At 60.9% G+C, this 13,540-nt stretch carries 14 protein-coding genes; 8 read left to right on the plus strand and 6 right to left on the minus strand.

What is annotated here, in order from left to right:
• Nucleotides 1-10: 10 nt before the first annotated feature.
• Entirely contained in the window at nucleotides 11-169 is a 159-nt protein-coding gene (locus NKI63_RS18520; protein ID WP_352507138.1) for a hypothetical protein, read from the minus strand.
• Between NKI63_RS18520 and NKI63_RS18525 the strand changes: the two genes are divergently transcribed.
• The 5 genes from NKI63_RS18525 (at nucleotide 168) to NKI63_RS18545 (ending at nucleotide 5,577) form a co-directional block, all read left to right on the plus strand.
• Entirely contained in the window at nucleotides 168-446 is a 279-nt protein-coding gene (locus tag NKI63_RS18525) for a hypothetical protein (RefSeq protein WP_352507139.1), read from the plus strand. The genes NKI63_RS18520 and NKI63_RS18525 overlap by 2 nt on opposite strands.
• On the plus strand, nucleotides 446-1,639 hold the full coding sequence (locus NKI63_RS18530; protein ID WP_352507140.1) for an acyltransferase family protein: 1,194 nt from the start codon (nucleotides 446-448) through the stop codon (nucleotides 1,637-1,639). Before NKI63_RS18525 ends, NKI63_RS18530 begins: the two co-directional genes overlap by 1 nt.
• Nucleotides 1,640-1,641: 2 nt before the next feature.
• Nucleotides 1,642-2,745 (plus strand): glycosyltransferase family 2 protein, encoded by a 1,104-nt coding sequence (locus tag NKI63_RS18535; RefSeq protein WP_352507141.1) that lies wholly within the window; start codon nucleotides 1,642-1,644, stop codon nucleotides 2,743-2,745.
• A 63-nt stretch (nucleotides 2,746-2,808) separates the two neighbouring features.
• Entirely contained in the window at nucleotides 2,809-3,780 is a 972-nt protein-coding gene (locus tag NKI63_RS18540) for a glycosyltransferase family 2 protein (protein ID WP_352649671.1), read from the plus strand.
• 9 nt (nucleotides 3,781-3,789) lie between these two features.
• The gene (locus NKI63_RS18545) at nucleotides 3,790-5,577 is read left to right on the plus strand and encodes an ABC transporter ATP-binding protein (RefSeq protein ID WP_502896217.1); all 1,788 of its coding nucleotides are present in this window, start codon (nucleotides 3,790-3,792) and stop codon (nucleotides 5,575-5,577) included.
• Nucleotides 5,578-6,427: 850 nt separating this feature from the next.
• On the opposite strand, the gene NKI63_RS18550 is transcribed toward NKI63_RS18545, so the two are convergent.
• Nucleotides 6,428-8,596, minus strand: a complete 2,169-nt coding sequence (locus NKI63_RS18550; protein WP_352822711.1) for a diguanylate cyclase — start codon at nucleotides 8,594-8,596, stop codon at nucleotides 6,428-6,430.
• A 331-nt stretch (nucleotides 8,597-8,927) separates the two neighbouring features.
• Between NKI63_RS18550 and NKI63_RS18555 the strand changes: the two genes are divergently transcribed.
• A complete protein-coding gene (locus tag NKI63_RS18555) occupies nucleotides 8,928-9,146 on the plus strand; it encodes a hypothetical protein (RefSeq protein ID WP_352822714.1) in 219 nt (72 codons plus the stop codon).
• Between the two features lie 112 nt (nucleotides 9,147-9,258).
• Nucleotides 9,259-9,963 carry an SOS response-associated peptidase gene (locus NKI63_RS18560; RefSeq protein ID WP_352822716.1) on the plus strand — a complete coding sequence of 235 codons (705 nt, stop codon included), beginning with the start codon at nucleotides 9,259-9,261 and terminating at the stop codon, nucleotides 9,961-9,963.
• Here NKI63_RS18560 and NKI63_RS18565 read toward each other — a convergent pair.
• Nucleotides 9,960-10,220 carry a hypothetical protein gene (locus NKI63_RS18565; protein WP_023677293.1) on the minus strand — a complete coding sequence of 87 codons (261 nt, stop codon included), beginning with the start codon at nucleotides 10,218-10,220 and terminating at the stop codon, nucleotides 9,960-9,962. The genes NKI63_RS18560 and NKI63_RS18565 overlap by 4 nt on opposite strands.
• 3 nt (nucleotides 10,221-10,223) lie before the next feature.
• A complete protein-coding gene (locus NKI63_RS18570) occupies nucleotides 10,224-10,484 on the minus strand; it encodes a hypothetical protein (RefSeq protein ID WP_254819421.1) in 261 nt (86 codons plus the stop codon).
• A gap of 135 nt (nucleotides 10,485-10,619) precedes the next feature.
• Between NKI63_RS18570 and NKI63_RS18575 the strand changes: the two genes are divergently transcribed.
• Nucleotides 10,620-10,796, plus strand: a complete 177-nt coding sequence (locus NKI63_RS18575) for a hypothetical protein (protein WP_352705670.1) — start codon at nucleotides 10,620-10,622, stop codon at nucleotides 10,794-10,796.
• Nucleotides 10,797-10,852: 56 nt separating this feature from the next.
• Here NKI63_RS18575 and NKI63_RS18580 read toward each other — a convergent pair whose 3' ends face one another.
• Both NKI63_RS18580 and NKI63_RS30760 read right to left on the minus strand, forming a co-directional pair.
• Entirely contained in the window at nucleotides 10,853-13,054 is a 2,202-nt protein-coding gene (locus NKI63_RS18580; RefSeq protein WP_352705668.1) for a KAP family P-loop NTPase fold protein, read from the minus strand.
• Nucleotides 13,055-13,235: 181 nt separating this feature from the next.
• Nucleotides 13,236-13,442 carry a BA14K family protein gene (locus NKI63_RS30760; RefSeq protein WP_502899839.1) on the minus strand — a complete coding sequence of 69 codons (207 nt, stop codon included), beginning with the start codon at nucleotides 13,440-13,442 and terminating at the stop codon, nucleotides 13,236-13,238.
• Nucleotides 13,443-13,540: the final 98 nt, after the last annotated feature.

Here is a 13,540-nt window from a genome sequence, read left to right on the forward strand (position 1 = left end):
TGGTCGGCGCTCAGGTGCCTGCGGATCCATCATAGGCCACGCGTCCGAGGCTGAGGACCACGATCCTGTCGGCCAGCGCCCGCACCGTGGAGAGATCATGCGTGACGAGGATGACGCCGGTGCTGCTGGCGGCGATCGAGCGGACGAGCTTCGCGGCGGCGGCGAGCATGTTGCATCGCAGCACCCCTGCCGCCGAAATTGGTCGGCCAAGGCAGCGTGTGAAAATCGTCAAAAATGGACAATTCGGGCTGGTTCCCGCTGTTTTTTGTGCTTTATTAGTCGCGTCTCACGTTCCTGTTTCAAATATGTCAACTTTTTGTGTTGCGTTGCACAATGGTGGCCCTATTCTCGGTGAGGGGGGCGCTACCGATTGGAAATGCGCCGTGAACGACGCCGCCATGTTGACCGATTGGCAGTTTCGCCGTCCCGCCGGCGTACGCCGCTAATGGGAAATGCGCGCGACACCCAATTGGACGCGCTGAGGGCCATCGCCGTGACGATGGTGCTGTACGCCCACTTCTTCGCGGCCGGCGGGGCCTCGTTCTGGGGTCATATTGGCGTGCGTCTGTTCTTCGTGCTGAGCGGCTTTCTGATCACGCGACTGCTGCTGGAAGCCAGAGTGGCCGCCGAATTCGAAACCGGACCGGCGCTGAAATCCTTCTATATCAGGCGGGCGCTGCGGATATTCCCGCCCTATTTTGCGGTGTTGGGTTTCGTCTGGCTGGTGGACCTGGAGCAGTCCAGGGGGTCGCTGGCCTGGCATGCGCTCTATCTGTCGAACTTCTGGTACGCATCGCAGAATGAATGGACGCCCTGGCTGCTCTGCCATTTCTGGAGCCTGAGCATCGAGGAGCAGTTCTACATCGCCTGGCCGCTGATAGTCCTGCTGGCGCCGCGCTGGCGCCTGGAAACGATCTGCATCGGCGTTATCGCGCTGTCGCTGGCCTATCGCTTTTATTGGCCGATCGCGGGAACGCCCAGCCTGGCGCGCGACCTGCTGCCGCCGGCGTCGATGGATGCACTGGCGTCAGGCGCGCTGCTCGCCGCCTACAGGTCAAGAGCTGCTGGCTTGCCGCAATGGCTTCGAGTTGGCTGGCCGGGGCTCGCTGCGGCGTTTTTCGTTCTGCAGTGGTTTGCGCCGGCGCCGGCAAATCCGGTGCAGGAATGGGGCCTCTGGCTGCTGTTGCAGATCCTGCCTGTCGCGCCGCTGGTGGTCATCGTTGCAAACTGTTCAACGGGCATTGGCGGTCGCGTCGGAAAACTTCTCGAACTGCCGCCGCTGCTCGGTTTTGGCCGCATCAGCTACGGCGTCTATCTCTACCATCCGATAGTGCTGGCGCTGGTCGTCAAATCGCAGCCGTGGATTCCGCTCAACGTCTCGGAGCAAGGGCCTGGGCGGTTCCTGGTGGCGGGAACGGCAACGCTCATGCTGGCCTCGGCTTCGTGGCTGCTTTTCGAAAAGCCGCTCAACAGCCTCAAGCGCCACTTCCCCTATGTTGCTCGAAGAGTCCCAGGCGCCGCCCCGGCAGGCATCGACGTGGGCAATGCCGGATGGCTTACGGCCGGAGCATATCTGGGTGGACCGCCTGATGGCCCCTCACGCTTGCCACGCAAGCTGCAACGAACCGATCGGGGCTGATCATGGCTGCTCCCTTAGTCTCCGTTCTGCTGCCGATCTACAATGCGGGACCTTATCTGGCAGCTGCGCTGGGCAGCATGCTGCGCCAGGATTACAAGCATCTTGAGGTCATCGCCATCGATGACGGCTCGACCGACAACTCGCTGCAGATCCTGCGGAAATACCGCCAGGCCGACAGCCGCATCTCGATCGTCTCACGCGAAAACCGCGGCCTGATCGCAACGCTGAACGAAGGCTTGGCCATGGCCCGCGGCGATCTGGTCGCCAGGATGGATGCCGACGACATCGCCTATCCCCAACGCCTGTCGCGGCAGGTAGCACTGTTCGACCAGCAGCCTGACCTCGCTCTGTGCGGCGCAAGCTTCGATACCTTGCTCGGCAACCGCATCGTTAGGGGGTCGCCCGATCCGATATTCCACGACAATAGCCTGCGCATATTGTCGATGTTCTTCACGATCTTCATGCATTCAACGGTCGTTTATAACCGGAAGGTCATCGAAGACGGCGTTCTACATTATGACGAGAGCTATAAGCACGCCGAGGATTTCGACCTGTTCAGGCGACTGACCGACCGCTACCCGGCGGCCATGATCCCCGAAAGCCTGATCGCTTATCGAATCCATAACGACAGCGTGACCAACCGGCACAAGCGCGAAATGCGCAGGACGCATTTGAAGATCGTCGCCGAGAACCTCGAGCGCGAAGGACTCGCACAAGAGACGCAAGACCTCCGCGCCATCGGTGAGGTCCTGTCGATGGAGACGATTCGCCGTGCCGCCGAATGGATCCTCGCGCTGGAAGAAAGGATAGCCGCGCTTCCGGCCGAGACGAGGCCGAGCTACCAGGCCGGCACGCTGAACCTGTTCTATTTCCTCTATCAGCTGATAGCGGGAGAAAGGCAGCCGCTGCTGATGCATGAATTCCTGACACGGACGGCGAAATGGAAGCTCATCCGGCGCCGCGAGCAGTACGTGTTTCGCACCGGTGCTTTCGCGCCGCGCTTCAGTCTCGCCTCGATGTCGGTCACCAGGCAGGTGGATGCCCTGTCGCGGTATCTGCAGTCCGTGCCGGCCGCGGCGGTGTTGCCTTCGAACCAGTTGAGCTAGCAACCCATGTTCGTCAAATCGCACCAGCTCCAGCAACGCGGCCGCTCGATGATGCCGGCGGCCATGTCGCCGCGGCCGCAGCAAGGACCGGTCCCGGCGGTCAGCTTCATTGTCTGCACCCGCGACCGTGTCGCCGTACTCGAGCCCTGCATCAGCTCGATCCAGGCCGCGTGTCGTGCCCATGCCGACTTTGCCGCCGAGCTGGTGGTTGTCGACAACGGCTCGACCGACAGCACGGCCAAACGCCTGGCCAGCATCGCCGAACTGTCGGACATCCCGTTCACTGCCATTTGCGAGCCGCGACCCGGATTGGCGGCCGCGCGCAACGCCGGGCTGGAGCGGGCGCGGGGCCGCGTCCTGGTCTTCGTCGATGATGATTGCGCGGTCCACAAGGATTATCTGCGCGATCTGCAGCGGCACTATGCGGCCGGCGAACGGGTCATCCGCGGTGGCCGCGTCGAGCTTGGCGATCCCCGCGACCTGCCGTTCACCATCAAGCGGTCACCGGTGCGCGCGCGGCTCACGCCGGATGTCCATCCTGGTGGCTTCGTGCTCGGCTGCAATATGACGATGCACCGCGATGTTGCCGCCCGAATCGGGCGTTTCGACGAACGCTTCGGCGCCGGCGGCCCGCTGCGCTCCGCGGAAGATACGGACTATCTCGTCCGGGCCGTGCTGCTCGGCATTCCGGTCGAATACGTGCCCGACATGACCATCTATCACCATCACGGCCGGCGCGACCGCAAGGCCATCGAAAAGCTGCATCGCGATTACAGCATGGGCAATGGCGGGCTTTGCCTGAAGCATATCCGCCACGCGCCGTGGCTGCTTCGGCATTTCTACTGGTCGATGAGGGCAGCCTTGCGCGAACTAAGGAAAGGCCCGCTGTTCGATCGTGAACTCAAGCTGTCGCACTGGCCGATCATCGGCATGAATCTGCTCGGCGCGGCCAAGTTCGCGGTGCTTTTGCTGGCGAGATCGCCAAAGACAACGGAAATGCGACAGGAGCAGCAGGCAAATGCCGAAGCGAGGTGATCCGTCATCATGCGACTGATGCCGCCCTGCCTGCCGATGCTGCGCCGCGCGCTCGGGCAAAAGCAGTTGCGCCTGCTTCCGGCCGTCGTGGTGCTCGGGCTGCTCAGCGCCGCGCTCGAAGGCTTCGGCATCGGCCTGATCATCCCGTTGCTGAACATAATCATGGGGCAACAGGGGCAGACCGGCATGGCTGGTTTTTCCGCCGTCTTCCAGCATGTCGGAGCGAGCCTGAGCGAGCGCGACCGGCTGATCGCCATATCGGTCGCCATCCTCGGCTCGATCGTTCTGAAAAATCTGTTCGCCTACGCCAACACGCTGCTGACCACCTTCATCTACGGCAAGGCCAGCCATTCGATCCGCAGCGCGCTGTCGGAGCAGCTGCTTAGGGTAGGCTACCCGTTCTTCCTGCAGCAAAGCCCTGGACGGCTGCTCAACATCATCTCCAACGAATCCTGGCGGGCCTCGGATGCCATCCAGATCACGCTGGGTGCAATCGTCAACGCATCGGCCGCGATCATCCTCCTCACCTTCCTGCTGCTCCTGTCGTGGCAGATGACGTTGCTGGTCACGCTGGGCCTGGCGCTGGTGCAGGTCGCGCACGCCATGCTGTCCGCCAATCTGAAGGCGCCGAGCCGCAGCGTCGCCTCCCGCAACAGTCAGCTCGCCTCACAGATGCTGCATCTGGTGCATGCCGGGCGGCTGATCCGCATCTTCGGCCAGGAGCAACGCGAGAAGGCGGCATTCGACCAGGCATCGGATGCGGTGCGCCGGGCGGCGTTCGTGCTTTTGACGCGTCAGGGAGCGTTGCCGCCGCTGACCGAGGTTCTGCACGCCATGCTGTTCCTGGCGGTGGTGATCGGCGCCTGGTTCGCCAATGTTTCCTTCCCGCTGATCGTCGCCTTCGTCATCCTGCTCTACAGGCTGCAGCCCTATATGCGGTCTTTGCAAATGGCCTGGACACAGCTGCAGGGCCTGAGCGGATCGCTGGAAGAGGTGACGTGGATGCTGGACCCATCCGACAAGCCCGCGCCGCCGCAAGGCAGCGCAGCGTTCCCCGGGCTCAGCCAAGGCATCAAGTTCGAGGACGTCACCTTTACCTATTCCGGCTCGGAGCAGCGCGCGGTGGTGCTGCATGCGGCGAGTTTCGATATCCGCAGCGGCCGCTCGACCGCGCTGATCGGCCGGTCGGGCGCCGGCAAGACGACGATCGTCAACCTTTTGTGCCGCTTCGTCGAACCGGATAGCGGTAGGATCCTCGTCGATGGATCGCCGCTGGACCGCATCGACCCCAGCCAGTGGCGAAAGCACATTGCGCTTGCCAGCCAGGAACTGGAACTGGTCGACGGCACGATTTTCGAAAACATTGTCTACGGCCAGGACGCGGCCTCATCCGACGATGCCGAGCGCGCGGCAAAACTGGCCGAGGCGCATGGCTTCATCGAGCAACTGCCGCAAGGCTACAGGACCGTCGTCGGCTACCGCGGCGTCAATCTCTCGGCGGGACAGCGGCAGCGGATCGCACTGGCCAGGGCCCTGGTGCGCGATCCCGATATCCTGATCCTCGACGAAGCCACCAATGCGGTAGACGGACTGTCGGAGGCGGCGATCGTCGAGACGCTGAAGTCGCGCGCCGGCCGCCGCACCACCATCGTCATCAGCCATCATCGCAGCACCATCTCGTTCTGCGACGACGTGGTGATCCTGAGCCACGGCCGCGTGAAAAAGCAGGCGCCGTTCGCCGCGCTGGCGACGCTCAGTATGGACGAGCTTTACCAGCACGAGGCGCTGGAGGGCTGAGGCCTCGATCCTGCTGCGCGCATTCTGGCCGTCGTGCCGGGTGCAAAGCCAAGCATCTCAGGGGCGAGGAGCCCTCCGCCATGCCTCTCTGCAGGATTTCTGGGATGATGAGTGATCCCGAGCTTACCCCGCTTTCGATCTGGACCATACAGAACCAAGGGTCCGCCTGCCAAATCCAGCAATGGCGAGCGGACCCCAATCAGCGCATGAAGGGACTGATTCTGCGCCGATGTCTCCTCGAGGAGGTGACGCCATCAACTGAAGACGGGCGCAGTTGTTCCCGAAGTTGCCTGTGCACGGGACCATTGCGCAGGCAGGTCAGACTTAGGTCCCTGCGAACGGGCATCGCTGGCTGTGAGTGAAGATCGGATCGGCTCGGTGGTAGCGAAACTTCGTCCGGAGATAGATGCAGCCATCGGGTTCCGGGGCATGCGGCTCGGCGCTGATCATGGGCGTCGATCGATCCCCGCACGGCTGATGCGGAGGGCGCTTGCATTCCTGCGGAATGCGCATCCAATCCGGCGCCAACTGAACTTGTCCAGGCGGTACAGGGCTCAGCGGTCGTCAAGCTGTTGCTAATATGCAGCACAGGCAGTGCTCTATGAACAGCGTCGCTTGGAACCGCTACCTCCGGCCAACCGTTGGTGTCACAATGACAAAATAAAAAAGTGAGGCTGACGATGGACCCGCGGCAAAACAACACGTTGGAGATCTGGTGTCTTGCAGCCGTTCCGCTGTCACTGCTCCTTACGGTGTTATTAGCCGGATTTATTCTTTAGTCGAACCCAACGAGGCCGGCTTGGCCTTCGTGCGAGCGTCGCTTGGCAATCAGCGGCAAGATGGCGTCCGGCTATTTTTTGGGAGCCGTTACCAACTGGATTTGTCGCTCGCCGGGGGCGCTGTTGCGCGCAACCACGACCCGATCGCGACCCTCACCCTTGGCCTCGTAGAGCGCATGATCCGCGGCATTTGTGAGTTCGGCCCAGCCCGCTCCGTGGTCGGGGTAAGCGGCCACCCCGAACGAAACGGTAACAGTGCCCAGCGTCCTGCCTCGATGCGCCAGGTGAAGCTGTCTGATTGCCTGGCGCAGCGCCTCCGCCCGCTCAGCACCCTCTTCAAGCGAGCACCCCGGCATCACAAGGGCGAATTCCTCGCCGCCATAGCGCGATACGACATCGCTATCCCTGGCATGCTCGATCAAGGTGGCGGCAACTTGCTTCAACACCAGGTCACCGGCCTCGTGGCCGAACGTATCGTTGAACTGTTTGAAATGATCGACGTCAAGCATCATGACGACCAATGGCTGACCCGAGCGCTCCATTCGGCGCAGTTCACGGCTGCTGGTCTCCTCGAGATACCGTCTGTTGAACAGACCGGTATTCGGATCGCGGATCGATTGCTGCCGCAGCGTCTCGCGCAGGCGCAGATTGGCCAGCGCCAATGCCAGCGTGTCGACGACGCCGCGCAGGATCTGCTGCCTTTCAGCCAGCCATTGCGGTTTGTCCGCCGCATTCGGTTCACACAAATGCAAGATGCCCAGTGTTTCGCCTTGCGCCGCCAGCGGCATGCAGACGTAACCCTTGCCGCCATTCTCGGTGATATGGGCGCAACGCGGCGACAACATGCCCGGGCCGGCGACATGCTCCTGGCCGCGCCGCAACGCCCAGCAGTCTTCCGGCGCAAATTGGCCAGCGCTCGACCGGACGGCGCCCCAATGCGCTACCTCTTCCACCAGGTTACGCGAGGCGCTGGTCAGGTGGACGGTTCCGCTTAAGCCGCCGAGGAACTCGGCCATGGCGGTGCCGACCACTGAAAACGCTTCAGGAAACGTAACGCAGGCCTGCAGCAGCTCCCCCAGCTTCACCAGACGGGACGTTGTTTCCGACTTCTCGTGCAATTCGCGGTTCAGCCCCGCCAGCTGATCGGCACGCTCGTTCACAACGCTCTCCGCGCGGCGCAGTTCGCTGATGTCGTTGAGCGTGAGGACGAGGCTTCCGTCCGACTTGCTGAGCGGACTGCAGCTCGCGATCACCGGCAAATGCGAGCCGTCCAATTTGGTCAAGCGCACTTCGCCCTGGTGTTGGCGGCCCGAGGTCAAGGCCAGCTCGATGGGAGACGTCCCGGCGGCGAATTCGTCGCCTTTCGGATCACGTATCGTCATGACCGAGCGCCACTCCTGGCCGACGATCTTGTTGGCGCGCCGCCCGATCATCGAGACCGCCGCGGGATTGACGCTGGCAATCCGGCCATCACCGTCGAGGACGGCAATGCCTTCAGCCGCCGTCTCGACGATATCCTCGATGTGGGCCCGCGCCGATTCCAATTCGGCGGCCATCATGTTGAAGCCGTGCGCCAGCTGCCCGAACTCATCTTTGCCGGTGTAGCTTACACGCGTCATGGCATTGCCTTTGGCCAGCGATTCCATGCCTCCCATCATGCCAGAAAGGCCGGTACCGAAACGACGCAGCAGTACAGCGGCGAATCCCGCCGCAACCAGCATGGCGGCTGTCGCGCTGAGGCCAACCAACCAAAGCATGTTGCTGGTGCGCCGTTCGGCATCGCCTAGCAACGGGTCGTATTCCAGGAGCACGGCACCGATGATCGTGTCCTCGGGATGTTCGATCGGAACGACCAACATGTCGTTGGCCTCATGAGCATCCTCAAACCTGCGGGAGATGCCATCTTTCAGAGTCTGGCCGACTTCATCGCCGGCGTCGTGATCGAACTTGTCGCCGACCTTGTGGTCCTCGTCGGAAGCGTGGGCCAGAAGGACCTTGTTGCGATCGACGACCAGGAAATCCCTGCGCGAACCATGGTGCTGATGCTCCAAAAACTCCCGGAGCGCGTCGGGTCGGTCGAACAGCGACGGCGCCCCATCGGATGACCTGAACACGATCGTGTTGGCCAGTTCGCGCGCGACATTGGTCGCTTCGGTCAACCCCAACGCCCTGATCGCCGCCATCTGCGTGAAAATCGCAACGCCGCCGACCACCCCGATCAAAGCCGCGGCGGCCATCATACTGAGAAGGATCTGGCTTTTGATGCGCACGTCACAGGCCCACTGAGAACGACAGCATCATAGATGCCCGATCAAGCCAGCATTTCATTTCCCGCCTTTTATTACCAAATGCTTATCAACGTCCTAACAATTAGCCTGCCCGAAGGCCGGGTTTCGATCGGGTCGGTACGCGGCGCTTGCCCACCGGACCCGGTGCGAGGCTGCACATCTGACCTCGCACAGCCCCGGTACGTTTCTTACACAATCTCTGATTGGTGGACTCGCCCGACGCCATCGACGTTAATTTTGCGTTAGCGACAGGAGGGGGGAGATCGCTAAAGGGAGGAAGAAAATGAAAGAAAACTACGATCTGACGATCGACTACGACGACGAGCCTTACGACAACAAACCCTACGATCTGGTCACATTCGCGAGAAAGCACGGGCTCAACATGCGAGCCGCCGAGCTTCTCCTTTTCGCCAAGGGTCCATCCCGAGCGGCCTGCGATGCCGCGGCCAGGGCTTTTCTCGCGGCAGTCGCCGCACAAGCTATGAGACAATCGGCGCGGTAGGTCTCACAAAACCATTGCTGACACGGCCTGCCGTGTCAGCAACCCGACGGACAGCGCTGGAAATTCCGGGCCGTTTCCAACAAGATGCCTGAGCATCCGGGAACGGCCTGAAATGTGCAATCTTTACAATATCACGACCAGCCAGGAGGCCATTCGCCAGTGGACCCGCGCCTTGCGCGATATCCTCGGCAATCTCGAACCCTCCATCGACATCTATCCCAACCAGCCAGGCCCGGTGGTGCGCAATGCGCCGGACGGCGAACGCGAATTAGCCAATCTGCTGTGGGGCATGCCGGCGCCACTGGAGCGGGTCAAGGGCAAGGCCGACTACGGCACCACCAACATCCGCAATCCGCAATACGGCCACTGGCAGCAATATCTCGGCATCGAGAACCGCTGCGTGGTGCCCGTCACCAGCTTCGCCGAGCCCAGCCCGACGCTCGGCGACAAGGACCCCGAGACCGGCATTCAGCGCAACTTCTGGTTTGCACTCGGCGAGGACCGCCCGCTGTTCTTCTTTGCCGGCCTGTGGACGCGCTGGCAGGGCATTCGCAAGGTCAAGGACGGCCCCGCCGAGCACCAGGTCTATGGCTTCATGACGACCAGGCCCAACGCGCTGGTCGCGCCGATCCACGACAAGGCAATGCCGGTGATCCTGACCACGCCGGAAGAATCCGAGGCTTGGCTCAGCGCGCCATGGTCGGAGGCAAGACACCTGCAGCGCACGGCGCCCGATGACGCGCTGGCGATCGTCGACAAGCCGGCGACGCAGATCAAGTTTCCGCAGCAGGCGCCGGCGCAAGGCTCATTGTTTTAGCGCTTGAATTTCTGCAGCACCCAGATGTAGCCCTTGGGCGGATGATCCTGGTCGATGAACTGCGTCTTCACCGTCGTGTCCTTGCGGCTGCATCGCTTGCACCTGAACCTGATCGCTTCCAGCGGTTTGTTCCAGCCCACCACCTGGGCCACGTCATTCGCCCTGAAGCGCCCGACGTGGTAGCAGTGGCCGCACTCCACGATAAGCAGCATGTTGGCCTTGGCGGCACGCCCAACGCTGTCCATCGGCCCGGCCATGGCTCATTTCCGGGTCGAGTAATCCTCGGGGAGGGGAAGCAGGCCAAGCTCCGCCATCCGATAATCGGGCTCCTTCTCCGCTACGCTGGCCAGCACCTCGTGCAATTTCTCGACAAGCCCGCAAAGCTGCCAGAACAGCTCGCCATGCGCCTTCAGATGCAGCTGCGACGACAGCACCGTCCGGCGCAGGCTCAAAGCGTCCCTGATGATCGCCTCCGCATCCCTCGCCGACAACCTGTCGAACCGGCTTTTTCGTCTGCCCATCGCGGCTCTCCTCGATTTGTGAGCAACCGCCCCACCTACTGACAAATAGGAAGGCATTCCTCGCGGAGTCAATTCGCCCTTGACATTTTTGTTCCCGTTTTGTTCAATTTCAACAGGAATGCTGGAGGCACCGCCATGGACCACATCGTGACACTAGACAGCCGCCAGGAGGCTGCGCTGCAGGCCATCGCCGACAGGTTCATCGCCCGGCATAAGGGCGATGCGGTGAAGGCGCTCAAGGAGATGATTGTTTTGAATGGGCATCTGCAGGAGCGACTTGACGCGGTGGAGAGCCGGCGGGCAGCGCGGTAGGGGTGCAGAGGTGGCGAGACCCGGACATCCAGTTGGGCGATGCGGTTGACGCGCCGTCATCCTTCATGTTGTTCATCTCGCGTCTCTTCCGGCGACTGGCCCTTTAGCAGTTGCTCGGACCCGCGCACAATCTCTGTCAGCAGATTTCGCTGGTCCTTACTCAGGTCGGACTTTAGGTGCTTCTTCCCTGCTTCGACGAGCAACGACAAATCGTAGAACTGCGGCTCAGGAGCGTCTCGCATTGTATATCGGCGCTCTTTCGTTCCAACGCTATAACTGACCAAGCCTCTGCCGGCTTTCGCCATGAACTCGGCGCTCTCGGATATACCAGCAGCAAGCCACGCCTTAGGAGCCGCCGCACCAGCGATATGCGCCCACGCCCTAGTGAGGTCAAAATAGAATGGTGCGGCTTCCAAAGTGCCGTCGTGAGCCGCGGCTTGGATTTTCGTGATGAGAATGGCACCGAGCTTCTCGAAATGCTCCTGACTGACTACTGGCCGTTCGCCGGAGTCGGAGCGAAATACGCCTAGTTCACGGCCACGATCGACATATATGTCGGCTGCAAATGCTGGTGAGGCAGCTTTTTCGAATGCTGCAATCAGGTGGCTACCTGCCTCCTCCACCCCCCACTGCTCCAGCATATTCCAAATAAGAAACCCGAGCTGTGCCCGCGGCGATAGCCCAAACATATTACCGTCCCAATCAATACCGATGACGTCTTCACCGATCCGAAACAAGGCATCCAGAAGGGCTTGGGTCGGCTGCGCAGGACGGCTTGCACGGTACTGCACGCGCAATTCGTCAAGGAGCTTGGCGATCATCAGTTCGCCACGGCTATTTCTCTTTCCGCTGTAGCTTCGAATGATGGTCTCGATCGCGTCGGCATCTTCCAGATTCGACATAAGATCGTTGATGACCGCCTTAGGAATTGCATCGGAAGACGGGTGAAGACCAAAGTAAGCGTCATAGCCGGCTTCGCTCCCAATACCACGTCGTTTGGTCACGTCTATGAAGGCTTCATCACCAGAGGCTTGCTGACCTTCTAACCATTTGGCCGCCTGCGGGAACAGCACTGATAGCACCCGAAGGACCTGCGGCTGGACTTCGTCGGGGATTCGCCGTTTGAGGCCCTCCACTGCGGTCTTCCTCACGTCGTCTTGCGCCATAACAAAGCGCCCTTCCGTGAAGAGAAAATCTCTGCTGTCTCGAATCCAGTTGAACGAGCCTTGGTCAAACAGTCTCACCCCTTCAATAGCGAGGAGGTCTTGAGCGTCAATTTCTCCCTCCAACGCTTGCCAAGAGAATTTCACAGCGTTGGAGAGTTTCACCACATCGCGTGGCGACCGTATCCACCGCCGAATCCCGTCGCGGACGATGTAGTGCCAGCGCGAGGTGTCCTCAGTCGTGCCGGTTAGAAAGGAGATCTCCTGATCAAGGATGGTAAGAAGTGCGTTCTTGGCGGGCCGCGGAAGTTCAATTTCTTGCTGAACGATTTTCTCCGCGAAGCGCGGTCTTCCACGATCCGTCCCGTGATCCAAAGCTTCCCAGACTATATCGCGATCGTAGGCCAAAAGATAAACGACGTTGGGCAGTTGGCCGATGCTTTTTACCATCTGCATGATCGATTTCACGTCTTTGTTTTCTAGCCGATCCATATCGTCGATCGTGACTACAAAGCGTCTGCCGCTACGGCCAAGTTGACTTTTCAAGTCCTCATATGCCGTTTGCAAAGACGGATTTTCGAGGTACCGACCTAATAGTGCGTTGACCGACTTCTTTGCCAAGTTGCCTGCAAATCCGGAAGCTGCACCGCCGCTCGGGTCGACAGTCAAGGCCACAGTCGCCGCAGCGTCCACCAGATTATCCGTTGTTCCGCTAATCAACCCGGCAATCCAATTCTGAAACCGCGTCCAACGGGTGCCTTTCGGTCCTAGTCTCTCCGACAGTATCTTGAAGAAAGCGAGAATCAGATCCTGATGACCGGACACAATCCAAGGCCGAAAATCGATATGGGTTATCTGGTCATTTTCGTGCTCGGCGTTGTGTTTCTTCAAATATTCTAAGATGAAGTTGAGCGCGGTCGACTTCCCACTCCCCCACTGGCCGTGAACGCCGATCACGTAGCCGTTTGGTGCTGTCATTTTGATGATGACTGTCGCTATCCGCTTTGCAAACGGAGCATACCCTAGACGGTCATCCCGCCAAGGGTTGGATTTCGGCAGATCGTCGCCCAGCTTATAGCCTTTTTCCTCAGCCACTGCGAACACCCCCCAATATTGCAGACCATCTATCTGCAACCAGCCGGTACAAGCAATTCTTCACTGGGAGACTATCGCCCGTCGCGCGATATTCCGACGACACATGTAACAGATCGCCTACTTCCGGAAGGTGCAGCACATAGATGCCGACCGACGCGCGCCAGGCGCCCTCAGCGCCCACCTATTGGCACTGCCTGCGCGGGCCGCCGGAATAGGGCTGGTAGCTGTTGTCTTCCGGCCGATAGGAACGATAGTGGCTGAAGCAATATTGCACGTGGTAGGGCGGAAGCCAGGCGGCGCCGGTTTCATCCGGCGGGACCTCCATCGAAGCGTCGTTCGCCTCGACGTAGTCGCTGCCATCGGCGGGGAGTTGCGCGGTCGGCAGCACCGCATCGAGATAGGGCGAGATGCAGGGGCGCCGCTCCGCTGTAGGACCGTCCCTTGCCCTGTAGGAGCGGTAGCGGCTTCGCGACGCCTTGTTACGGG

The organism is Mesorhizobium sp. M0410, from assembly GCF_040321435.1.
Lineage (GTDB): Bacteria > Pseudomonadota > Alphaproteobacteria > Rhizobiales > Rhizobiaceae > Mesorhizobium.

Excerpts from the sequence above, each read along its gene's own strand:
- NKI63_RS18520 (WP_352507138.1), bottom strand. The coding sequence starts at position 169 with ATGCTCGCCGCCGCCGCGAAGCTCGTCCGCTCGATCGCCGCCAGCAGC.
- NKI63_RS18545 (WP_502896217.1), top strand. The coding sequence starts at position 3,790 with ATGCGACTGATGCCGCCCTGCCTGCCGATGCTGCGCCGCGCGCTCGGG.
- NKI63_RS18555 (WP_352822714.1), top strand. The coding sequence starts at position 8,928 with ATGAAAGAAAACTACGATCTGACGATCGACTACGACGACGAGCCTTAC.
- NKI63_RS18570 (WP_254819421.1), bottom strand. The coding sequence starts at position 10,484 with ATGGGCAGACGAAAAAGCCGGTTCGACAGGTTGTCGGCGAGGGATGCG.
- NKI63_RS18575 (WP_352705670.1), top strand. The coding sequence starts at position 10,620 with ATGGACCACATCGTGACACTAGACAGCCGCCAGGAGGCTGCGCTGCAG.
- NKI63_RS18550 (WP_352822711.1), bottom strand. The coding sequence starts at position 8,596 with ATGATGGCCGCCGCGGCTTTGATCGGGGTGGTCGGCGGCGTTGCGATT.
- NKI63_RS18560 (WP_352822716.1), top strand. The coding sequence starts at position 9,259 with ATGTGCAATCTTTACAATATCACGACCAGCCAGGAGGCCATTCGCCAG.
- NKI63_RS18525 (WP_352507139.1), top strand. The coding sequence starts at position 168 with ATGTTGCATCGCAGCACCCCTGCCGCCGAAATTGGTCGGCCAAGGCAG.
- NKI63_RS18565 (WP_023677293.1), bottom strand. The coding sequence starts at position 10,220 with ATGGCCGGGCCGATGGACAGCGTTGGGCGTGCCGCCAAGGCCAACATG.
- NKI63_RS18535 (WP_352507141.1), top strand. The coding sequence starts at position 1,642 with ATGGCTGCTCCCTTAGTCTCCGTTCTGCTGCCGATCTACAATGCGGGA.
- NKI63_RS18530 (WP_352507140.1), top strand. The coding sequence starts at position 446 with ATGGGAAATGCGCGCGACACCCAATTGGACGCGCTGAGGGCCATCGCC.
- NKI63_RS18540 (WP_352649671.1), top strand. The coding sequence starts at position 2,809 with ATGTCGCCGCGGCCGCAGCAAGGACCGGTCCCGGCGGTCAGCTTCATT.